The organism is Bacillus cereus group sp. MG20 (genome assembly GCF_040459885.1).
In the GTDB taxonomy this organism is placed as follows: Bacteria; Bacillota; Bacilli; order Bacillales; family Bacillaceae_G; genus Bacillus_A; species Bacillus_A cereus.
This window is the reverse complement of sequence record NZ_JARVHF010000001.1, coordinates 693,153-714,279: the sequence shown is the minus strand read 5'-3', so window position 1 is coordinate 714,279 and position 21,127 is coordinate 693,153. Positions and strand designations below refer to the sequence as shown.

The window sequence follows — 21,127 nt, the reverse complement described above, 5'->3', positions numbered from 1 at the left end:
AGTATACAGGAGGTGGACACCTTAGTTTTTTAACTAAGGGGATTCATTGGAAATATTTAATTTAGTCATGGTTGCGATTTTAATCGCATTTACTGGATTTTTCGTAGCAGCAGAGTTTGCGATTGTAAAGATACGTTCAAGTCGTATCGACCAGCTTGTTGCGGAAGGAAAACGCGGTGCTTTAGCAGCGAAAAAGGTAACAACAAATTTAGATGAATATTTATCTGCTTGTCAATTAGGTATTACAGTTACAGCTATGGGATTAGGTTGGTTAGGTGAACCGACAATTGAAAAGTTATTACACCCGTTATTTGAGAAATGGAACTTAAATCCTTCTATTTCATCAGTATTAACATTTGGTCTTGCTTTTATGATTATGACGTATTTACACGTTGTAGTAGGAGAATTAGCTCCAAAAACGATGGCAATTCAAAAGGCTGAAAGGGTAACGTTATTATTGGCAGGTCCATTAATGATGTTCTATAAAGTAATGTATCCATTTATTTGGGTATTGAACGGTTCAGCTCGTGTGATAACTGGTTTATTTGGTTTAAAGCCAGCTTCAGAACATGAAGTAGCTCATACAGAAGAAGAATTACGTCTTATCCTTTCAGATAGCTATGAAAGTGGCGAAATTAATCAAGCTGAATACAAGTATGTAAATAACATTTTTGAATTTGATAATCGTATTGCAAAAGAGATTATGGTACCGCGAACAGAAATCGTTGGTTTCTACCTGGAAGATTCAGTAGAAGAACACATGAAAGTAATCCAAAATGAGCGATACACACGTTATCCGATTTTTGGAGAAGATAAAGATGATATTATCGGTATGGTCAACGTAAAAGATTTCTTTATTCGATATATGACCGAGGATCAAAAAGATTTATCATCTATTCGCTCGTATATGCGTCCGATTATTGAAGTGATGGAAACGACTCCAATTCACGATTTATTACTTCAAATGCAGAAGAAGCGAATTCCGATGGCTGTTTTATATGATGAGTACGGAGGAACAGCCGGAATTGTAACGCTTGAAGATATCTTGGAGGAAATCGTCGGCGAAATTCGTGACGAATATGATGAAGATGAAGCACCGCCAATTCAACATGTGAACGAGCAACATATCATTGTTGATGGAAAAGTGCTTATCTCAGAAGTGAAAGATTTATTTGGATTACACATCGAAGAAGATGATGTGGATACAATCGGTGGATGGATTATGATGCAAAATCATGAAATCGAAGAAGGACAACACGTTGAGGCAGAAGGTTATGAATTTAAAGTGTTAGAAAAAGACGCTTACCAAATTAAACGTGTTGAAATTCGTAAGATGGAACAAGAACAAGAAGAAGAGAAAGCAGCAACTGTGTAAGTTGCTGCTTTTCTTCTAAAGTACAAAAAATGAGAACTTAGGAGCGGATATTTTGATTCAAGAAGCCTTACGTGTATATCGATTACAATTGTATGTGATCTTTAGTGGTTTACTACTTATGTGGACGATTACTCCGTTTGGAAAACAAGTGACAGGGTTCGGTATTGGATTAGCAGTAAGCGCCTATTGTCTTTGGTTATTAGCTCGCAGAGTGGAGAAACTCGGGAAAAGTATCGTAATGAAGGAAAAGGCTCCTGGATTAGGAGTTTTAAACCGATTTGCAGCTGCTATTTTAGGAGCTATCATCATGTATGAAATTGAGCATGAAATGGAAATGTGGGCATTCGGTACAGGTATTTTAGGTGGTCACTTTTTAATGATTGCAAATTTAGCTTATGCAAATATGCAATTAGTGAAAGAAGAAGAGAAGCAAAGGGAACATGCTTCGAAAAATATAGAGCTATGATGAAAGGGACCTAATCGGGTTCCTTTTTTAATTTAGCGATATTATACAAGTAATCAAATTAACGACAAATATAATACGCTTCTTTTTTGCGTTTTTCAATAGTATGAAAAATAATAAAAAAATTTTAAAAAACCCATCGATTTCTAAAGGTTATGTATGTTATTATGACAAAAGACTTTTTGAAAGAGGTGGATACCAATGTTACAAGCGCTACTTATTTTTGTGCTTCAAATTATTTACGTTCCAATTTTAACAATCCGTACGATTTTGCTTGTAAAGAATCAAACAAGATCCGCTGCTGGTGTTGGATTGTTAGAAGGAGCTATTTACATTGTCAGTTTAGGTATTGTGTTTCAAGATTTATCAAATTGGATGAACATCGTTGCCTATGTCATTGGCTTTAGTGCGGGACTGTTATTAGGCGGTTATATAGAGAATAAATTAGCAATTGGTTATATTACGTATCAAGTTAGTTTACTAGACCGTTGTAATGAATTAGTAGATGAGTTACGTCACTCTGGATTTGGCGTTACAGTATTTGAAGGCGAAGGTATTAATTCTATACGTTATCGCTTAGATATCGTCGCAAAGCGTTCTAGAGAGAAAGAGCTTTTAGAAATCATTAATGAAATTGCACCGAAAGCGTTTATGTCTTCGTATGAAATTCGTTCGTTTAAAGGTGGATATTTAACGAAGGCGATGAAGAAAAGAGCGTTAATGAAGAAGAAAGATGAACATGCATCGTAAAAAAGAGGAGTAGTGCTGCATTAAAAGCGCAGTATAAGTCCAAATGTAAAAGGGAGGAATCTATTTTGATGTAGATTCCTCTCTTTTTTTATGAAAAATATTCATCTATTAATTCAAAAAAACTAAATCGTATAATTATGTTTTTTACTCATTCTCAAATTAATGATTAGCCATATAATTTGAAAAAATACCGGTATGATAAACGTGATTGATAAAACGATAAGTGATATTGATTTAATTTCAGGTGTTTGAATAACACCAGCACCATCAACATCTCGTAGCCAAATAATAGCGGCCCATATTCCAAAAACGATAATCCAAAATATGTTACCAATCCACCAAGAAATCCATCGTTTTTTCATGTTAGCATCCCCTACATTTATCTACTGTTAAAAGTATATTTTCGTTCGTTACATTTATAATGAAACAACTTTAAAATTAGTTTTTAACTGTATATCTAACTTGTTTGAAGGTTACTATTTCTCCATCATCATTATCATCTTTCGTTTGTAAAAGTTGAACTTTTGGTTTGTAGTCCGTCCTATGAGCGTGTTCGATATCTTTAATGTTAAGTTTGTAGGATTCACCATTTTTTAGTTTTTGTTCCAACACTTTTTTATTAGCAACATAAATAAAAGTTACTTTATTTTCATCAATGCCTTTAGTTTTAATTTCTAATTCATTGTCTTTTGCTGTAATCGTTGGTGTTAATAATTCCATACTGCCTTTCCCGCTTTCTAAAGAATTCTCTGCTATAGTTGAACATCCTGATAATATGATTCCAGTGAATAGAAGAACGGCTAATTTCTGTTTCATAACATCCCTCAATTCCATGTGATTTTTGATTTTGGTATTGCTAGATTACTAGTGTGGAGCGTAAATGTTTAGTTAGTACCCTCTTAATTGTACCATAATATGTAAAATGAAACAGGGTGTATATCCAATTTAAGGGAGAATGAAAGTTTACTTATTGCCGTAAATTAGTATTTTTACAGTAGGCATATATCTTCTTTAGGAAATCCTTTTTCATATTTAAAATATGTAATGAAATAAAACCAATAAGTCCTATTCCACCGAAAATAAGCCATGGTGTATACATTCCGCTTAAGTTGGCTGTAAAAGATGTACCGGTATAATTACCGATGATAAAGCCAAATGCGAGTGATAGTTGATAAAATCCGAAGAAAGTGGCTGTATATGATTCATTACTGTAATTTGCAATAGCGATATCAGCGTTAGGTAATACGAGTGTTTCACCGATTGTAAATAAAATTACACAAATAAAGAGCCAATATGGGTGTTGAAATAAAGGAATGAGTAAAAAGGAAATACTCATTAATAAAACACCGTATTTAATAATCGAAAGTGTGTTGTATTTGTGGAATAATTTTCGGAATAATACCATAAATATGACGCCTGTTATCGCATTTATCGTAATAACGAGTGTAGCAAGTTGATTGCTATTACTAATGTTTTTCATATGAAGTGGAAGTGCGACAGTAAGCTGAGTAAACATAATGTAGAAGAAAATCATGATAAAGGAAAACAGAAGGAAAGACTTGTTTTGTAAGATGGCCTGTATTCCTAATGTAATAGACGTGTTTTCAGTAGTGACTTGGAAGTGATTTTTAAGTAAGTAAAAGATAAAAGCGAATAACAGCATAAGTGATCCTGTTAGAGAGAAGGCATAGATTGGATCAAGTAAGAGTAAGAACCCTCCTGCAATTGGTCCGATTATTGCACCGCAATTAAAGCTAAGGTTTAAATATGTAAATAAATTTTTTCTCAAATGAGCTGGTTGTGAACCGAATATGGCGCGCGTAGCAGGTTCGTAAAATGCAGTTCCGAAGCCAATAAGTGCAGAAGAAATAGAAATTGTATAGAAATCAGAGCATATTCCTAAAGCGATAAATCCGATTCCTCTCAAAAATAAACCGGCTATCATCATAATGATATAGCCTATTTTGTCAGCAATTAACCCTGAGAATAATGGGATAACTCGTGATGTAATTGTCATAACCGTCAACACTGTTCCTACTTGGACAGCAGAAAAATGAAGAAAGGTTAATAGATAAATAGCTAAAAATGCGTATACTGCAAAATACCCAAAAGACATAAAAAATGAAGAAATAAGCATGAAACGTATCGGTGTTGAGAAACTTTTCATAGAAATCCTCCTAATTATGTAACCAGTAAAATTATTTGATGGTTAACTATTTTATACTATAATTATACATAAAGTCAGAAAAAAGTAAATTTTAAGAAGAAGGTGGATCGAATTGAATCAAAACGCTCCAAATGAACTAGAATATATTCGGGAATTTTTAAATACATGGAGAATACCAAACGATACGAGAGAGCCAATTGATTTGCTGCAAACAGAAGAAGACATAAAGCTCTTTATGAAAGAATATTTTGATGAAGAGTTTCCATTTCATACAATAGAGGAATTAAGAGGTTTTCGGGAAGATATTCGGATGACAATTGAAGGCGAAGGATCATTGCAAAAATGGTTAGAGAAATACCCATTTCATGTACATATAAAGGATGATATGAAAGGTATTACATATGAACCGGTATATGAAGAGAATGTGTATACAAAAGTGTTAAGCATTGTGTTAATGTCAATTCAAGAAAATGTGTGGGGAAGGTTAAAAGCATGTCCAGATTGTCGCTGGGTATTTTATGATCATTCGCGAAATGGAAGTAAAAGATGGTGCGGCATGTATGCTGGAGAAGAAGGAGGAAGAGCATGCGGTACGATTGCGAAAGTGAAAAACTACCGGGCGAAGAGAAAAGGGCGATCTGGTTATGATATGTAATTAATATTAGAGAAAGAAAAATGGATGGGGGAATGTAGAATATGAAAGGTACGCAAATGTTAGCTTTAAATAAAAAGTGTTGGGATACAGTTGCACCTTATTTCTTTCAAGTGGATTGTTTACCTAAATATGGTCCGTATACGGCGTCTGAAGATGAGATTCGTTTGTTCGATTCAATCAGAAAGAAAAAGGTTCTTGATATTGGCTGTGGAAGTGGGCATTCGTTGCAATATATGGCGGAACAAGGGGCAGAGGAATTATGGGGGCTTGATCTTTCGAGTACACAAATTGAAATAGCGAATAAGACGTTAAAGGATTGGAATCCAAAGTTAGTATGCGGAGCAATGGAAGAAGAAGGAGATATTCCGAAAGGATATTTTGATATTGTATATTCCATTTATGCATTAGGTTGGACTTCGGATTTAAGAAAAACGTTGGAACTGATTTATTCATATGTAAAGCCAGGGGGAAGTTTTATTTTTAGTTGGGAGCACCCAGTATATTCAAACTTACAGTATGGTACGGAAGAAGTTGCTATAAAGTCTTCTTATCATGAGGAAACACCCATTACGTTTGAAACATTTAAAGGAGAAAATGTACAAGCGACATTATATAAGAGAAAAATAAGTACATACATAAATGAGTTAAATAGAGCGGGATTTAAAATTGAGAGAATAGAAGAGCCTGAACCATCGAGCTCGTTTGATGAAGAACTAACTGAGCTGTCTACGAAATATTATTCTTTATATAAAGCTAGGATGGTGCCAACTACTTTTATTATGAAAGCTAGAAAGTAAACTGTTTTTATAAAAGAAGCCTATCATTTCAAACAAATGATAGGCTTCTTTATTTTAATAAAATTGAGGTTAAATGTGTACTTTTGTTATAAAAATGCATTTCATATAAAAAGTGTAATTATTTTTGGGGAGGGGGATTGTTGTGCGTCATCATAGAAATTGCAAAAAATTCGGAGTGGCACTGCCTCTTCCACTTATAGGAGCAACTGGTCCGACAGGTAATAGTGGTCCAATCGGTCCAACTGGAGGGCATGAAGGTCCTGTTGGTCCTACAGGGGTGACTGGACCGACGGGAGCAACTGGGCCCCAAGGTCCTCAAGGTATCAGGGGGATACAAGGTCCCCGAGGGACAACAGGAGCACAAGGAATACAAGGAGCTATTGGTGATACAGGAGAGCAAGGTATAACTGGCCCAACTGGTCTCCAAGGTGCTCAAGGATTAATTGGAAACCAAGGTTTAATTGGTGATATTGGAGTACAAGGATTAGAAGGAATACAAGGAGCTACGGGTCCTGCTGGTAGTCAAGGTATACAAGGCACACAAGGAATACAAGGGGAAATAGGTGAGCGAGGACAAACGGGAGCACAAGGAATGCAGGGAGAGAGAGGCATAACTGGAGTCTCGGGTGTAACTGGTCGACAAGGTCCTCAAGGTGTTCAAGGAATACAAGGAGAGCAAGGGGCTATTGGTATACAAGGAGAAGACGGCCTCCAAGGGATACAAGGAATTACTGGAGAGGAAGGGCCACAAGGAGCTCAAGGAATACAAGGTGAAGTGGGTCCAACTGGTTCTACTGGAATACAAGGTGCTCAAGGGATAAGTGGAATAAAGGGGATAACAGGTGCAATAGGTTTACAAGGCCCACAAGGTGTGCAAGGAATACAAGGTATAACGGGAGCAACAGGCTTTCAAGGGATAAAGGGAATAAGAGGTATAACGGGAGCGACGGGTAGTATCGGTATTCAAGGCTTAGAAGGACCACCGGGCGGTCCGACGGGAACAACCGGTCCAATTGGTCCATCTAGTGGAGTGACTGGTCCATCAGGTCCACCAGGTCCACCAGGAGGTCCAACAGGTCCAACGGGAGCGACTGGTTCAACAGGTGTAAGCGGAGAGATAGGTCCAATTGGAGCGCAAGGAGTGCAAGGTATAACCGGTCCAACAGGTCATCAAGGTGTAAGGGGAGCGCAAGGTTCCCAAGGTGTAGTTGGAGCAGTTGGAGTACAAGGTGCCCAAGGTCCTCAAGGTAACCAAGGTATAGCAGGTCCAACTGGTGCAGAAGGTTCTCAAGGAATACAAGGTCCGCTGGGAGTAACTGGTCCAACTGGTGCAGAAGGTCCTAAAGGTATTCAAGGTATTCAAGGTGTAATAGGTCCAACAGGTGCACAAGGAATGGTGGGAATACAAGGCGTATCCGGTCCAGTTGGTGTTACAGGAGCGGAAGGAACTCAAGGTGCACAAGGAATCCGAGGAGCAACCGGTCCTGCTGGAGCACAAGGAATCCAAGGCGTACAAGGAATTCAAGGGGAAGCAGGAGCAGCTGGAACACAAGGTCCTCAAGGGGTTCAAGGGATACAAGGGACTACCGGATTAACAGGTACACAAGGTGCCCAAGGTCCTCAAGGAGTACAAGGAATAATAGGACCGACTGGAGCTATTGGTTTGCAAGGTCCTCAAGGATTACAAGGAATAACGGGTCCAACAGGAGCTCAAGGAGTGCAAGGAATACAAGGTGTGCAAGGAATTATCGGTCCAACAGGTGCACAAGGAATTAGAGGCCCCCAAGGAAATACAGGGGAAATTGGTATAACAGGACCTCAAGGAGTCCAAGGAGCGCAAGGTAGTCAAGGGCCCCAAGGTCCACAAGGAAATGTTGGAATTACAGGTGCAACGGGTGAAACTGGGGCTACTGGAGCAACCGGGGCAACTGGACCACAAGGTGTGCAAGGAGTGCAAGGGATTACGGGAATACAAGGAATAACGGGAACGACAGGAATTACAGGTGCAACGGGTCCGCAAGGAATACAAGGTATACAAGGAGTTCAAGGTTTGCAAGGCCCAACTGGAGCAAGTGGAGTGACAGGTGCTAGTGGTAGTATAGGACCAGTTGGAGCGCAAGGTAGTCAGGGGCAAAACGGAGCGGTTGGACCTACAGGTGCAACTGGTAGCGTAGGAGCAATAGGCTTCTCGGGAATAGTAGGAGCGACTGGAGCGACTGGTTTACCTAGTGGGGGCGGTTATTTCTTTTCCACTGCAACGAGTGCAATTGCAGCGAATGCGCTAATACCAATCAATTCTGGTTCTACAATTTTTGGATCAGGAATTAGTTTAACAAGTGCAACAACTGTAACGTTGAGTACGCCGGGAATATATTTAGTAAGTTATTATTTTCAAGGTGATCCAACTAGTGGGAATGAAACGATTTCAGTAAGGCTGACATTAAACGGAACGCAAGTCGCAGGGAGTTTTATTTTTTATGTTACAGCAGGTTTTTTATTGGAACCAGCGATTTCTAATACGATGATAATTCAAGTTACTTCTTCAAATTCCACCTTGTCATTACAAAATGGTCCATTAGCTATTGGGCATGTAACGACATTAGCGGGAGTAATAACAGCTAGCTTAAACATATTACAAATAGTTTGATGCGTTACAAACGGGAGGAGATGCTTGTGAAGAATCAAGATAAGTGTAGTAAGTTTCAAGCACCTATTCCTTTTCCGCCGCCAGGTATTACGGGGCCCACTGGACCAACCGGTCCAGCCGGTGCTTTAGGTGGACCGACTGGACCACAAGGAATACAAGGCGTACAAGGTCCAATCGGTCCAACTGGTCCTCAAGGAATACAAGGAGTGCAAGGGGTGCAGGGAGAAAATGGTCCAACAGGCCCAACGGGTTTAACTGGACCACAAGGTTCTCAAGGTAATCAAGGACCTATGGGAGAACGAGGGCCACAGGGAATACAAGGTGTTCAAGGAATTCAAGGTGAAAGAGGTCCGACAGGTCCAACTGGTATTCAAGGGATACAAGGAATTCCTGGCCCAATAGGTCCGACAGGTCCAACAGGAATACAAGGTATACAAGGAATGCAAGGTGAAATCGGGTTAACAGGTCCAACAGGAATACAAGGTATACAAGGAGTACAAGGTGAAATCGGTCCAACGGGACCAACTGGAAATACGGGTATACAAGGTGTTCAAGGGAATTTAGGGAGTAGTGGTTTACAAGGGGTAATAGGTATACAAGGTATTCAGGGACCAATTGGCCCGACAGGTCCAACAGGATCTCAAGGAATTCAAGGAGAACAAGGTCCAATGGGACCAACAGGGGTAACTGGCGTCCAAGGTTTACAAGGTCCACAAGGTGAGATGGGGCAGGTCGGTCCAACAGGATCTCAAGGAATTCAAGGAGTGCAAGGTGAAATCGGTCCAACAGGCCCAACTGGTTTACAAGGTGATCCCGGTCCAACAGGACCGACAGGAGCAACTGGGATAACTGGTCCGACTGGTTCTGCAACAGGTCCGACGGGAGCAACAGGTCCAACGGGGCCACCGGGAGGCCCGACAGGTCCAACAGGTCCAGCAGGATCACCAGGGGGCCCAACAGGTCCGACGGGAGCAACAGGGGCAACAGGGGCGACCGGAGCAACGGGAGCGACTGGAATTCAAGGAGTGCAAGGAGTACAGGGACCAACTGGAGCAACAGGTTTAACAGGAGTGCAAGGAGTGCAGGGACCAATGGGGACAACTGGTCCAACGGGTGATCAAGGTATTCAAGGACCTCAAGGTGTAATGGGAGTAACAGGTCCAACCGGTCTACAAGGTTTACAAGGGATACAGGGACCGGTAGGAGCAACCGGCCCAACCGGCCCGCAAGGTGTGCAAGGGGCACAGGGGCTAATCGGTCCAACCGGCCCACAAGGAATTCAAGGCATACAAGGTGAGCAAGGCGTAAGGGGAGCAACGGGTCCAACTGGTTTACAGGGGTTACAAGGGATTCAAGGCATACAGGGACCAACTGGACCCCAAGGAATCCAAGGAGTACAAGGGCTGAGCGGCATAACAGGCCCAACCGGTCCACAAGGAATTCAAGGCATACAGGGACCTCAAGGAAATATCGGTCCAACCGGTTCGACTGGAATCCAAGGAGTGCAAGGTCCAGAGGGTCCAACTGGTCCAACAGGGGCGACAGGACCACAAGGAATTCAAGGCATACAAGGTCTACAAGGCCCAACCGGTCCACAGGGCATTCAAGGAATCCAAGGAATCCAAGGGCCTATTGGTCCAACCGGCCCAACTGGACCGCAAGGAATTCAAGGGGTAACCGGTTCGACGGGACCAACCGGAGCAACTGGAGCAACAGGTCCAACTGGAGTAACGGGGCCTCAAGGTCCCCAAGGAATTCAAGGACCACAAGGAGTAACAGGGCAGACGGGAGCAACTGGAGAGATAGGAGCAACGGGCTCACAAGGTCCACAAGGAATCCAAGGACCACAAGGGATAACAGGTCCAACTGGTGCAACCGGCCAGACGGGAGCGACGGGTCCAACCGGTCCACAAGGAATCCAAGGTCCACAGGGTGTGACAGGAGCAACCGGAGCAACCGGCCAGACGGGAGCGACTGGTGCAACTGGACCGACCGGAATACAAGGCATACAAGGAATAACTGGAGCAACAGGGGGAACGGGGGAAACGGGTCCAACAGGTGCCACGGGTCCAACTGGCTTGACAGGAGCAACAGGATCATCTGCTATATCGACAGGTGGCGGATATTTCTTTTCTACATCAACAAGTACAATTGCTGCAAATGCCAACATTCCAATTAATTCAGGGTCCACTGTATATGGCACTGGTGTATCTTTAACTAGTGCTACGACAGTCACAGTAGCGACGCCAGGAATATATTTAGTAAGCTACTATTTTCAAGGGGATGCAAATGGGGGGAATGAGACAGTATCTGTTAGATTGCTATTAAATGGAACGCAGCTAACAGGAAGTTTTATACAAAACGTAACGACATCAACTGTCGTAATCGAACCAGCCATTTCAAATACACTTCTTGTGAATGTGACGAGTGCCAATTCAACATTAATATTACAAAATGGCCCGTTAGGTGTAGGGCATGTGACTACTATAGCAGGTGCGATTACAGCAAGTTTAAATGTAGTGAGAATTTTATAAAGAATATAAAAAACACAAGGAATGTCTTTGTAAGACACACCTTGTGTTTTTTAATATTAAATAAACATTTTCTTTATCTTTTTGGTTGAAAAATATGTTGAAAGAAGTATTTGTGATGTAAGTTATCTACAACTTTATTTGCTTGATATGTGCGATGTTGTTCTAATCGAAGTCTTTGCTCCATCATTTTTATTGCGTGATCAGATAAACGTAACATAATACATTCTCCTTTTCTATAAATATAGGTGACTATTTGATATCGATCCCATATTTATAATTAAGGAGGCAAAATGTGTAACATAGGCAAAAAACACCTTCCTCTCCCATTACGCTTACGAGGTTAGCTGTCGGACTCGGGAAGTGAGAGTTTCCCTACTTAAAAAAGATTCGCCCCAAGTAGCATAGCTACAAAATTGGTTCCCCCGCTCCAAAATTTGGACTCAGCAAAAGGTTTTATAAAGTAAAAAATAACATAAAGGAGTGAACAAGTCAAATTATTTTGTGTATTCTGTCTTTTTTAATTGCGTAAGAATCATACCGTCAGGAAGTATTGTATCTGATACTGTAATGAATCCGTGTTTTTTATATAAAGTAATAGCAGGGGTATTCGCTTTACCCGTTTGTACAATATATGTCATAGAAGAAGGGAACATGTTAAATATATAAATTAGGAGTTTCGTTGCGATTCCTTTTTGGAAAAAATCGGGCGATACAACTAACCTGTGGATATCGATTAATTTTTCTTCTTGTACAAAAGAAATAAAACCGACAAGTTTATTTTCAGAAAAATATCCATAGAATGTTTCAACACAACTTTGAATATCGTTTACAGTATCATATAAACGAGGTATGGCAGTACTATTTAAATAGTCTGCTTCAACTTTATAAGCTGGAATTTGAACCTGTAAAATGGATGTTGCTACTTCAAAAGAAGTGGAATTTAACTTAAGAATCATAGATAATGAAGCCTCCTTTAAATATGGTATATGAATATAATTGCTTTATGGGTGAGTTTGACAATATTTTTCTTTTTTGCATATAATATATGTATCTCCATATGTAAAATAGTAGTAAATATATTTCTTTAGTGAAATATGATTAGCAATGATAAATACATATGTTTGTATTGAATCATACAAACTATAATAGAAATGGAGGACTAAAAATGGGATGGATTATCACATTAATAGTTGGTGCTATTATAGGTGCAATTGCTAGTTCTATAACGGGTAAAAATTTCCCAGGTGGTATGTTCGGAAATATTATCGCAGGTTTATTAGGTGCTTCGTTAGGTGGTAGATTATTTGGATCCTTTGGGCCATCATTTGGTGGGATTCATGTCGTGCCGGCATTATTAGGTGCAATCGTGTTAATTATTATTGTATCATTTGTAGTGAAAGCTGCAAGGAAATAGAGATATAGATTATGATGAAGAGCCCTGAATAAGGGCTTTTCATCATTCGAAGAGGTGGTTTCATTGGAGAAAATAAATATAAGAAAAAGAGATAAGTTAAGAAAGTTTTTTAGAGAACAAAATTATTTGGCGGTATTACTTGGATTTGCGTTATTGTTCATTAATATTTTATTGCTAACAAAAATATCATTTGTTTTTACACCGTTTATCGTATTTTTAAAAACAATTTTCTTCCCAGTACTATTAGCAGGCGTGCTATTTTATATTTTGCATCCATTCGTTTCGCTTTTAGAAAAGAAAGGTGTTTCAAGAATCGTATCGATAGCTTCTATATATTTAATCGTACTAGGATTATTTGTATTTTTAGTTGTAACGGTTATCCCTATTATTAAAGATCAAATTGATGCATTAATTGATAACTTACCGTATTTTGGCCATGAGATTGAACAAGCAGCACGTAGATTCGGGGAAAGTAATTTACTCGGTAAAATTCAGGAGAATTTAAATATTAATGTTGCGAATATGGTAAAAGAATACACAGTTGATTTTACAAAGTCATTATCATCAGTAACTGGGAATGTAACTGGATTTTTGAGTACTGTTACAGAGGTTGTTTTAACATTTGTAATGGTTCCATTTATATTGTTCTATCTTTTAAAAGATGGTGAGCAATTGCCGAATCACTTTTTAAAGTTTATTTCAGAGCAAAGACAACCAGCAGCAATGAGAATACTAGATGATATGCATTATGCGATTAGTTCGTACATTAGAGGGCAAATTATAGTTAGCTTGTTTATCGGTATTATGCTATTAATCGGTTACCTTATTATCGGTATTAAATATGCAGTACTACTCGCTATTTTAGCGATGATTGTAAATATCGTTCCGTACGTAGGACCAATTATCGCAATTACACCAGCGTTAATTATTGCGTTTATTGATTCGCCAGGGATGGTTTTAAAGGTAATTATTGTAATGATGGTTGTACAATTAGCAGAAGGTAAATTTATTTCTCCGCAAGTTATGGGTAAGAAGTTAGATATTCACCCAATTACAATCATATTTATCATTTTAACTGCCGGAAACTTATTCGGGATTATGGGCATTATTTTAGCCATTCCAGGATATGCGATATTAAAAGTGTTAGTTACACACGGTTATAGATTTGTTAAGTTGAATACATGAAAAAAAGAGCTAAAACAGTGGGAACTGTTTTAGCTCTTTTTTATTAACAATTCATTTGCATATTGGCGTGCCCATTGATCCGCTTCCAATATAGCATCAAGTGAAGGATCTTTTACATTATGATGAGCTTCAACTGTTTTGTAAATTGTTTTTTCAATATCGAAAAAGGCAATTTCATTTTTTAAGTATAGTGCATTCGCAATTTCATTTGCTGCATTTAATACAGCGGGAGTAGTACCACCGATTTTGCCACATTCATATGCGTATTGTAGACAAGGGAACTTCTCTAAATCTGGTTTTTTAAAATGTAAACTACCGATTTCTAATAAATTTAATTTTTCATAGGAAGAAGGTAGCCGAGTAGGATAGTGAAACGCATATTGAATCGGCATTCTCATATCAGGAGCACCGAGCTGTGCCATAACTGATCCATCAATAAATTCTACTAAAGAATGAATGATACTTTCTTTATGAATCATTACATCAATTTTTTCATACGGAATATCAAATAGCCATCTCGCTTCCATTACTTCAAAGCCTTTATTCATTAATGTGGCAGAATCAATCGTTAGTTTTGCACCCATTAACCAGTTTGGATGTTTTAAAGCGTCCTTAGCTTGTAATGTTTGCATTTCTTCACGTGTTTTATCACGAAAAGCACCACCGGAAGCTGTTACAATTAACTTCTCAATCTCTTTATTATTTTCTCCGTTTAAACATTGGAAAATAGCTGAATGCTCACTATCTACTGGAATTAAGCGACATCCGTTTTGTTTCGCTAGTTCAGTTACGATATGTCCAGCTGCAACCAAAGTTTCTTTATTAGCAATAGCGATATCTTTCTTCGCTTTTAATGCTTCAATTGTTGGGAGTAATCCTGAAACACCTACAACAGAGCTTAATACAAGATTTGAATCAGGGTGAGTAGCTACTGCAATTAAGCCATCAGTCCCGTGTGTGATTTTTGTATTTGCTGAAATACGCGTACGAAGCTTGTCTGCTAAGTCTTTTGTCGCAACGCTTACAATACGAGGTTGAAACGTTTTGATTTGTTGCTCAAGAAGATCGATATTATAATTTGCGGTTAAACCAACGATTTTAAAATGTTCAGGATGAGCTGAAACGACATCTAATGCAGATGTGCCGATGGATCCTGTTGAACCTAAAATTGCTATATATTTTACCATGAAAAAACCTCCAAAGTTGTTTCGAATATTTCTACAAACCTATATAACATTAGACAATTGAAGTGGAAATTCCTGCTATATAAAATAGAAAATTAGGGTTTATTTGGAAGTGAAATGTGATAAACTGTAAAAAATAACGAAAAAGCAATGAAAGAGAAGAGTACATATTCGAAACTTTTTAGAGAGCTGATGTGTGGTGGAAATCAGTAAGGGATGAATATGGAATGGGCTCTGGAGCTTCTAACTGAAATGAGTAGGTAAAGACGGTTACTTCACGTTAAGAAGTTGAAGTGAGCTATAATGATAGCTAATTAAGGTGGTACCGCGGGAGTCTCTCGTCCTTTTTTAAGGATGAGAGGCTCTTTTTATTTTGAGAAAGGAGGAGTTAGTGTGAGTGAGAAAATAATGTTAACAGGAATTAAGCCGACAGGTTATCCGCATTTAGGAAATTATATTGGTGCGATTAAACCTGCATTACAAATGTCAAAGAATAATGAAGGAAAAGCATTGTACTTTATAGCTGATTATCATGCATTAAATGCTGTTCATGATACAGAGAAGTTCAGCAGTTATACGAAAGAGGTAGCAGCTACTTGGTTATCGCTTGGACTTGGAGAAGATGTTATTTTTTATCGGCAAACAGAAGTGCCGGAGATTCTAGAATTAGCTTGGATTTTAGCTTGCCTAACTCCGAAAGGTCTTATGAACCGTGCTCATGCGTATAAAGCGAAGGTGGAGCAAAATAAAGAAGCAGGGTTAGAGGTCGATGCGGGAGTGAATATGGGGTTATACACGTACCCGATTTTAATGGCAGCTGACATATTATTATTTCAAGCTACTCATGTACCAGTTGGAAAAGACCAAATTCAGCATATTGAAATTGCGCGTGATATTGCGACTTATTTTAATCATACATTTGGCACGACATTTACACTTCCAGAGTATGTCATACAAGAAGAAGGAGCTATTTTACCTGGTCTTGACGGAAGGAAGATGAGTAAAAGTTACGGAAATGTGATCCCATTATTTGCAGAGCAAGCAAAACTACGAAAGTTAATATTTAAAATCAAAACAGATTCTTCACTTCCAAATGAACCGAAAGAACTAGAAATCTTATTTACAATTTATAAAGAATTTGCGACAGAGGCTGAAATACAGTCGATGCGTGAAAAATATGAGACTGGAATCGGATGGGGCGATGTGAAAAAAGAGTTGTTTCGCGTTGTAGATCGTGAGTTAGCTGGACCTCGTGAGAAATACACTATGTATATGAATGAACCAAATTTATTATATGAAGCGTTAGAAAAAGGTGCTGAGCGAGCAAGAAAAATCGCGAGGGTAAATTTAGCGGAAATTAAAAAACGGATTGGATTTGAGAGGGGATGCTGAGCGTTCCCTTATTTTTTTATAAAAAAATCGAACGAAATTTTAATTTGTTACCAATATAGATTGAGGGAGGGATAAAAATGGTTACAATTCTCGAATTAAAAATGTTACTCGTTCAAATAGGAACAGAAATTGTACCACCTAGTAATCTAAAAGAAAAAATTTTAATTCAAGTTAATCTAATGGAGGAAATAACATTTAATCATGTTGAGGTGAATAAAGATGAGTGAAATTGTGTTAGCAGTTCAAGGTTTAAGTAAGACATATGAGAGTGTAGATACAAATGTTAGAGCCTTACAAAATGTATCTTTGGAGTTAAATAAAGGAGAACTCATTGCCATAATGGGAACGAGTGGATCTGGAAAGAGTACATTACTGAACATTCTTGGTGCTCTAGATAAGCCTGATGAGGGGGTTATCTATGTAAATGGTGAAGTACCTGAAAATATGTTCATTGAACCGTATGCGACAGAGTACAGAAGGGATAACATAGGATTTATATTCCAGTCATTTCATTTATTAAAGGATTTATCTGTAGAAGAAAATATTGCGTTACCCCTCATATTATCAGCTGATTCAGAAGAGGAGATACGAGAAAAAACAAATAAAATATTAGATGTTCTAGGTTTAGTAAATTGGAAAAATCATCAACCAGTGCAGCTTTCTGGGGGACAACAACAACGTGTTGCAATTGGTAGGGCGTTAATAACATCTCCTCCAATTGTTCTTGCAGATGAACCTACTGGAAATTTAGATTTCAATACGTCTAATGATATTTTACGAGTACTAGTCGATATGAAACAAAAATTTAATCAAAGTATGATTCTTGTTACTCATGATCCCCACATTGCTACGTATGCAGATCGGGTTCTCTTCTTTCATAATGGAGAAGTGGTTGATGATTATACGTGTTCTCATGGAGTAAATGATATGAATATTATTTTAGATAAATTCAGAAAATTAATGGAGAAATCAAAATGATAAAATCAGTACGAGGATTAAGTTTACGCTTTTTTAAGACGAATAAATTCACTGCTATTTCCTCTATCGTTAGCGTTATGTTGGCTGTTTCTCTAATTGTTACGATGATTGTATTTTCGAGTCATGCGAAACAGTCTGTTATAAATGAAGTGAAAAATGTATACGGAGATATGGATTTATCTGTCGGATATAATCCTGATCAAAATAAGTTGATGGATAAATCTTTACTGCAAAATATTAAGGAACAAGAAAATGTTGAATACATGTCAAAAGTATTAGTAAATCATTTGCAAGTAAATAAATTGAATTCAGCTATTTATACAGTAGGTGTTCAAATTGATTCATTATCTAAAAGTCGATATCACTTTTCTAAAAATATATCAAATGAAGAAGTAACATTAAATGATGGATTAGCAGAAACTTTACAAGTAAAAGTTGGGGAAAAGATTGAAATCGAAAATAAATCATATGTAGTAAAAGAAGTGTTGCCTGATATAGAAGCTGGAGGTTTAGCTCCAGATATACTTATTTTATCTGAAGGTGTGGTGAAACAGCACGTATATGAAAAAACGGGTAAACACAATGAAGCTACTTATTTGTTAATAAAAGCAAAAGAGAATGCAGATGTACTAGCATTGTCTAGTGAAATTCATAAAATAGACAAAGAATTAAGAATCGATATTGCGGAGGAAGACGAGTTTTTAAAAAGTAATTTAGCATCATTACATATTTTTATAATCGTTTTATCTACATTAATACTTATTATTACTGCGTTATTGTTGGTGTCTAATTTTGAAGTGTTTTTATATAAATATAAAAGTCAATTTGCTATTATGCGATCAATGGGAGCAACAACGAAACAAATGTTTAAAGTTATATTTATTCAATGTAGTGTAATCAATTTCTTTGGTGGAATATTAGGTTTGTTACTAGCTGTAATAAGTAACCGTTTTTTACAAAGTTGGCTAGAGCGTGTATTTGCTTTTCAAATTAATTCAATGAATTTTGACTATACAATAGCAATTGTAACAGTGATTTTTAGTATCTTTTTTATTGAACTGTTTATGTTATATCCGTCATACAGAAGTTCGAAAATATTGCCAGTAAAGCTTATGCGGGAGAATGAAGAATCCGATTTTTCTAATAAAAAAACACGCAGTATTATGGGGAAATTTCTTTTAATGAGTAGCGTATTTTTAACTGTTTTAGGTGGGTTTGTAGCAAATACGGGAGATACGCAGGCAATAGTGATATTAATAGGAGCTATATTTCTCGTTTTAGGAGTATATATTTTATTTCCGACTTATCTCTCTTCGATATTAATAGCATGTCTACCTATAATGAAAAAAATATTTGGAAGGAATACATTTGTTGCTATTAAAAATGTAATTCCGCAAGTAAGAAAAAATACATTTGTTATCTTAATGATAAGTACAATGATGGTGATAGTTGTCTTCGGTTCCACTATATTTAAAACGATGCAAAAAAATAATGAAAGATATTTAAAAAGAGAATTTCCAACACATATTGTTGTGGAAAATCGTTTGAATAATGATTCAACAATTTCCTCACCTCATATACAAAATATATTTAAAGAAATAAGTAGTGTAAAAGGAACTAGTACGATTAGTACGAACTCACTGGCAGAATTAAAGCAAGGTGAAAAATATATTACTTTTGACTATAATTTAGGTGATGTAAAGGAAATGGAAAAGCAAGGGTTACTGCCAGAAGTACCTGCAAATTTAGAGAATAGTATAATTGTTACAGAAGAGTTAGCGGGGCGATATAAACTTCATGTAGGGGATATCGTTCAATTGGGTCTATTTTCAGAACAGGAACAAAAAGTTAGACCGACTGGTAAGGTAGAAGTTGGATTAATTGTTAACGAGCTACCGAATTCTCCTTCGGTACTTATGGATTGGAGTAATGTAACATATAAACAAGATTATACAGTTTTTGAGCGTGCATTTATTAGTTCAAATAATGAGAGAGAGACGTTGGAGCAATTAAAGAAAGTGAAAGGTCAATATCCACAATTAAAAATAAGTAGTTATACTCAATCGTTAAAGCAATCTAATTTAATGTTCCAGCAAAGGTGGTCTATATTCATCGTTGTTATTGTAGTAATTTTGTTTAGTGTAACATTAGGGGTATGTAATACACTTATAAATAATATTCAATCTAAAAGAAAAGAGTTTGCTATTTTACGAGCGATAACAGTTAAGAAAAAGGGGATTGTACAAGTTATTTTGACGCAAGTTAATTTATATGTACTTATCGGATTAGTACTTGGGGTTGTTATAGGAATATTATTAACCTATATGGTAAGTATAATAGATCGTACACCTTTATTTTTTGATTTCAAACTTATCGTAACGGTAGTAGCGGGGATGTTCGGAATAGTCCTTATTATTTTTATCCCTTTTGCTAATAGAATAGGAAAAAGGGACATTGTAGAAGAGTTAAATAAAGATAATAAATAAAAGAGGTTAACCCAAGTAGCTATTCAGCTACTTTTGGGTCAATCTCTTTTTTATTAACAATTGATTTCCATATTGGTGTGCTCATGAGCGCCTAAAGGAGGGGATTTTATGTAATGATGAGTCTTAACGGTTTTAATGAAAAACAATGTATAGTGCGTGATATAAGTTAAATGCCATCAAGTAATATCATTAGGTGAAGTAAGGAGTTCGCACTTCTTTTCCGAACTTATTAGTTGCATATATGAAAAAATATGCTAATATAGGGTTACTTATTAAACATGTTTAATAAGTAAAATTAAAGTCACTTATTAAAGGTGTTTAATAAGTTGGCCCTATTCAATAAAAAAGGAGATGAATGTATGAAAACGGAGAAAGAAAAGATGGTGGCAGGAGAAATGTATATTGCGGATGACGAAGAATTGGTGGCTGATAGGGTGGAGGCAAAACGTTTAACACGCCTTTATAACGAGGCGATGGAGACAGGAGATGAGAGGCGTTTTACGTTATTAAATCAGCTTTTAGGTTCTTCAACTGATGGGAAAGCACAAATTAATCCTGATTTTCGTTGTGATTACGGCTACAATATTCATGTCGGAAAGAGCTTTTTCGCAAATTTCAATTGTGTGATTTTGGACGTTTGTGAAGTTCGAATCGGTGATAATTGTATGTTTGCACCTGGTGTTCACATTTATACTGCTACTCATCCATTACATCCGGTGGAACGAAACTCTGGCAAAGAATATGGAAAACCGGTAAAGATAGGTAACAATGTTTGGGTTGGCGGAGGAGCTATTATTAACCCTGGTATTTCAATTGGAGATAATGTTGTAATTGCTTCAGGGGCAGTTGTGACAAAAGATGTACCTAATAATGTAGTTGTTGGTGGTAACCCAGCTAAAGTTATTAAAACGATAGACTTATAGAAATCGTTTTTTATGAGTGCATGAATAAACAGATGTCGTATCGTATAGAAAAGGTGAAAGATGTTTCATATAAAGAAAAATAGTACGGAAAATCGTACGAAGACATTACTTACTTCTTGAAACGCTCTTTTTCGTATTTGTTTTGCCGGTTTTCTCGTTTGCTGTAAGTTTCTATCA

General features: G+C 37.4%; 20 protein-coding genes, 1 riboswitch and 1 other annotated feature. Of the genes, 14 read left to right on the top strand and 6 right to left on the bottom strand.

Going from position 1 to position 21,127, the window contains the following annotated elements:
- Positions 1-46 precede the first annotated feature (46 nt).
- From QCI81_RS03685 to QCI81_RS03675, 3 genes are all read left to right on the top strand, one after another.
- Positions 47-1,375 carry a hemolysin family protein gene (locus tag QCI81_RS03685; RefSeq protein WP_000402258.1) on the top strand — a complete coding sequence of 443 codons (1,329 nt, stop codon included), beginning with the start codon at positions 47-49 and terminating at the stop codon, positions 1,373-1,375.
- 52 nt (positions 1,376-1,427) lie between these two features.
- On the top strand, positions 1,428-1,841 hold the full coding sequence (locus QCI81_RS03680) for an ATP synthase subunit I (RefSeq protein WP_000613876.1): 414 nt from the start codon (positions 1,428-1,430) through the stop codon (positions 1,839-1,841).
- Positions 1,842-2,039: 198 nt separating this feature from the next.
- Positions 2,040-2,588 carry a DUF2179 domain-containing protein gene (locus tag QCI81_RS03675; RefSeq protein WP_000938438.1) on the top strand — a complete coding sequence of 183 codons (549 nt, stop codon included), beginning with the start codon at positions 2,040-2,042 and terminating at the stop codon, positions 2,586-2,588.
- Positions 2,589-2,710: 122 nt separating this feature from the next.
- Here the strand turns inward: QCI81_RS03675 and QCI81_RS03670 are convergent, their stop codons facing one another.
- From QCI81_RS03670 to QCI81_RS03660, 3 genes are all read right to left on the bottom strand, one after another.
- Positions 2,711-2,950, bottom strand: coding sequence for a DUF3923 family protein (locus QCI81_RS03670; RefSeq protein ID WP_353810614.1), 240 nt, complete (start codon positions 2,948-2,950; stop codon positions 2,711-2,713).
- A gap of 76 nt (positions 2,951-3,026) precedes the next feature.
- Positions 3,027-3,422 carry a hypothetical protein gene (locus QCI81_RS03665; RefSeq protein ID WP_078994344.1) on the bottom strand — a complete coding sequence of 132 codons (396 nt, stop codon included), beginning with the start codon at positions 3,420-3,422 and terminating at the stop codon, positions 3,027-3,029.
- A 133-nt stretch (positions 3,423-3,555) separates the two neighbouring features.
- Positions 3,556-4,755, bottom strand: a complete 1,200-nt coding sequence (locus QCI81_RS03660) for an MDR family MFS transporter (RefSeq protein WP_000834875.1) — start codon at positions 4,753-4,755, stop codon at positions 3,556-3,558.
- Between the two features lie 112 nt (positions 4,756-4,867).
- Here QCI81_RS03660 and QCI81_RS03655 point away from each other — a divergent pair, with 112 nt between their 5' ends.
- The 4 genes from QCI81_RS03655 to QCI81_RS03640 all read left to right on the top strand — a co-directional run bounded on the left by QCI81_RS03655 (position 4,868) and on the right by QCI81_RS03640 (position 11,388).
- Entirely contained in the window at positions 4,868-5,410 is a 543-nt protein-coding gene (locus QCI81_RS03655; protein ID WP_001072930.1) for a CGNR zinc finger domain-containing protein, read from the top strand.
- Between the two features lie 41 nt (positions 5,411-5,451).
- Positions 5,452-6,207: a class I SAM-dependent methyltransferase gene (locus QCI81_RS03650; RefSeq protein WP_000679197.1), complete on the top strand. Its 756-nt coding sequence runs from the start codon at positions 5,452-5,454 to the stop codon at positions 6,205-6,207.
- A 142-nt stretch (positions 6,208-6,349) separates the two neighbouring features.
- Entirely contained in the window at positions 6,350-8,854 is a 2,505-nt protein-coding gene (locus QCI81_RS03645; protein WP_071731193.1) for a collagen-like protein, read from the top strand.
- A 20-nt stretch (positions 8,855-8,874) separates the two neighbouring features.
- Positions 8,875-11,388: a BC_3345 family exosporium-associated protein gene (locus QCI81_RS03640; protein ID WP_353810613.1), complete on the top strand. Its 2,514-nt coding sequence runs from the start codon at positions 8,875-8,877 to the stop codon at positions 11,386-11,388.
- A gap of 73 nt (positions 11,389-11,461) precedes the next feature.
- On the opposite strand, the gene QCI81_RS03635 is transcribed toward QCI81_RS03640, so the two are convergent.
- Together QCI81_RS03635 and QCI81_RS03630 are read right to left on the bottom strand one after the other, a co-directional pair.
- A complete protein-coding gene (locus QCI81_RS03635; RefSeq protein ID WP_000945246.1) occupies positions 11,462-11,605 on the bottom strand; it encodes a hypothetical protein in 144 nt (47 codons plus the stop codon).
- A 96-nt stretch (positions 11,606-11,701) separates the two neighbouring features.
- A riboswitch (cyclic di-AMP (ydaO/yuaA leader) is annotated at positions 11,702-11,844 on the bottom strand.
- Positions 11,845-11,882: 38 nt separating this feature from the next.
- The gene (locus QCI81_RS03630) at positions 11,883-12,344 is read right to left on the bottom strand and encodes a GNAT family N-acetyltransferase (RefSeq protein WP_000601232.1); all 462 of its coding nucleotides are present in this window, start codon (positions 12,342-12,344) and stop codon (positions 11,883-11,885) included.
- A gap of 209 nt (positions 12,345-12,553) precedes the next feature.
- On the opposite strand from QCI81_RS03630, the gene QCI81_RS03625 reads away from it, so the two are divergent.
- Both QCI81_RS03625 and QCI81_RS03620 read left to right on the top strand, forming a co-directional pair.
- The gene (locus tag QCI81_RS03625; protein WP_069355969.1) at positions 12,554-12,802 is read left to right on the top strand and encodes a GlsB/YeaQ/YmgE family stress response membrane protein; all 249 of its coding nucleotides are present in this window, start codon (positions 12,554-12,556) and stop codon (positions 12,800-12,802) included.
- A gap of 63 nt (positions 12,803-12,865) precedes the next feature.
- A complete protein-coding gene (locus QCI81_RS03620) occupies positions 12,866-13,987 on the top strand; it encodes an AI-2E family transporter (protein WP_000411485.1) in 1,122 nt (373 codons plus the stop codon).
- Positions 13,988-14,016: 29 nt separating this feature from the next.
- Here QCI81_RS03620 and QCI81_RS03615 read toward each other — a convergent pair whose 3' ends face one another.
- The gene (locus QCI81_RS03615) at positions 14,017-15,174 is read right to left on the bottom strand and encodes a 1-deoxy-D-xylulose-5-phosphate reductoisomerase (RefSeq protein ID WP_071732253.1); all 1,158 of its coding nucleotides are present in this window, start codon (positions 15,172-15,174) and stop codon (positions 14,017-14,019) included.
- Positions 15,175-15,312: 138 nt separating this feature from the next.
- Positions 15,313-15,520, top strand: a binding site (T-box leader).
- Between the two features lie 44 nt (positions 15,521-15,564).
- On the opposite strand from QCI81_RS03615, the gene QCI81_RS03610 reads away from it, so the two are divergent.
- The 5 genes from QCI81_RS03610 to QCI81_RS03590 all read left to right on the top strand — a co-directional run bounded on the left by QCI81_RS03610 (position 15,565) and on the right by QCI81_RS03590 (position 20,950).
- On the top strand, positions 15,565-16,563 hold the full coding sequence (locus QCI81_RS03610) for a tryptophan--tRNA ligase (RefSeq protein WP_071732254.1): 999 nt from the start codon (positions 15,565-15,567) through the stop codon (positions 16,561-16,563).
- Between the two features lie 77 nt (positions 16,564-16,640).
- Positions 16,641-16,790, top strand: a complete 150-nt coding sequence (locus QCI81_RS03605; RefSeq protein ID WP_000256358.1) for a hypothetical protein — start codon at positions 16,641-16,643, stop codon at positions 16,788-16,790.
- A complete protein-coding gene (locus tag QCI81_RS03600) occupies positions 16,783-17,541 on the top strand; it encodes an ABC transporter ATP-binding protein (RefSeq protein ID WP_071732255.1) in 759 nt (252 codons plus the stop codon). The genes QCI81_RS03605 and QCI81_RS03600 overlap by 8 nt, the downstream gene beginning before the upstream one ends.
- Entirely contained in the window at positions 17,538-20,027 is a 2,490-nt protein-coding gene (locus tag QCI81_RS03595) for an FtsX-like permease family protein (RefSeq protein ID WP_071732256.1), read from the top strand. Before QCI81_RS03600 ends, QCI81_RS03595 begins: the two co-directional genes overlap by 4 nt.
- Positions 20,028-20,386: 359 nt before the next feature.
- Positions 20,387-20,950 (top strand): maltose O-acetyltransferase, encoded by a 564-nt coding sequence (locus QCI81_RS03590; protein WP_000845630.1) that lies wholly within the window; start codon positions 20,387-20,389, stop codon positions 20,948-20,950.
- Positions 20,951-21,127 lie beyond the last annotated feature (177 nt).

Coding starts and splice junctions, on each gene's coding strand:
- QCI81_RS03675 (WP_000938438.1), top strand. CDS start 2,040: ATGTTACAAGCGCTACTTATTTTTGTGCTTCAAATTATTTACGTTCCA.
- QCI81_RS03670 (WP_353810614.1), bottom strand. CDS start 2,950: ATGAAAAAACGATGGATTTCTTGGTGGATTGGTAACATATTTTGGATT.
- QCI81_RS03665 (WP_078994344.1), bottom strand. CDS start 3,422: ATGGAATTGAGGGATGTTATGAAACAGAAATTAGCCGTTCTTCTATTC.
- QCI81_RS03660 (WP_000834875.1), bottom strand. CDS start 4,755: ATGAAAAGTTTCTCAACACCGATACGTTTCATGCTTATTTCTTCATTT.
- QCI81_RS03650 (WP_000679197.1), top strand. CDS start 5,452: ATGAAAGGTACGCAAATGTTAGCTTTAAATAAAAAGTGTTGGGATACA.
- QCI81_RS03640 (WP_353810613.1), top strand. CDS start 8,875: ATGCTTGTGAAGAATCAAGATAAGTGTAGTAAGTTTCAAGCACCTATT.
- QCI81_RS03635 (WP_000945246.1), bottom strand. CDS start 11,605: ATGTTACGTTTATCTGATCACGCAATAAAAATGATGGAGCAAAGACTT.
- QCI81_RS03630 (WP_000601232.1), bottom strand. CDS start 12,344: ATGATTCTTAAGTTAAATTCCACTTCTTTTGAAGTAGCAACATCCATT.
- QCI81_RS03625 (WP_069355969.1), top strand. CDS start 12,554: ATGGGATGGATTATCACATTAATAGTTGGTGCTATTATAGGTGCAATT.
- QCI81_RS03615 (WP_071732253.1), bottom strand. CDS start 15,174: ATGGTAAAATATATAGCAATTTTAGGTTCAACAGGATCCATCGGCACA.
- QCI81_RS03605 (WP_000256358.1), top strand. CDS start 16,641: ATGGTTACAATTCTCGAATTAAAAATGTTACTCGTTCAAATAGGAACA.
- QCI81_RS03600 (WP_071732255.1), top strand. CDS start 16,783: ATGAGTGAAATTGTGTTAGCAGTTCAAGGTTTAAGTAAGACATATGAG.
- QCI81_RS03595 (WP_071732256.1), top strand. CDS start 17,538: ATGATAAAATCAGTACGAGGATTAAGTTTACGCTTTTTTAAGACGAAT.
- QCI81_RS03590 (WP_000845630.1), top strand. CDS start 20,387: ATGAAAACGGAGAAAGAAAAGATGGTGGCAGGAGAAATGTATATTGCG.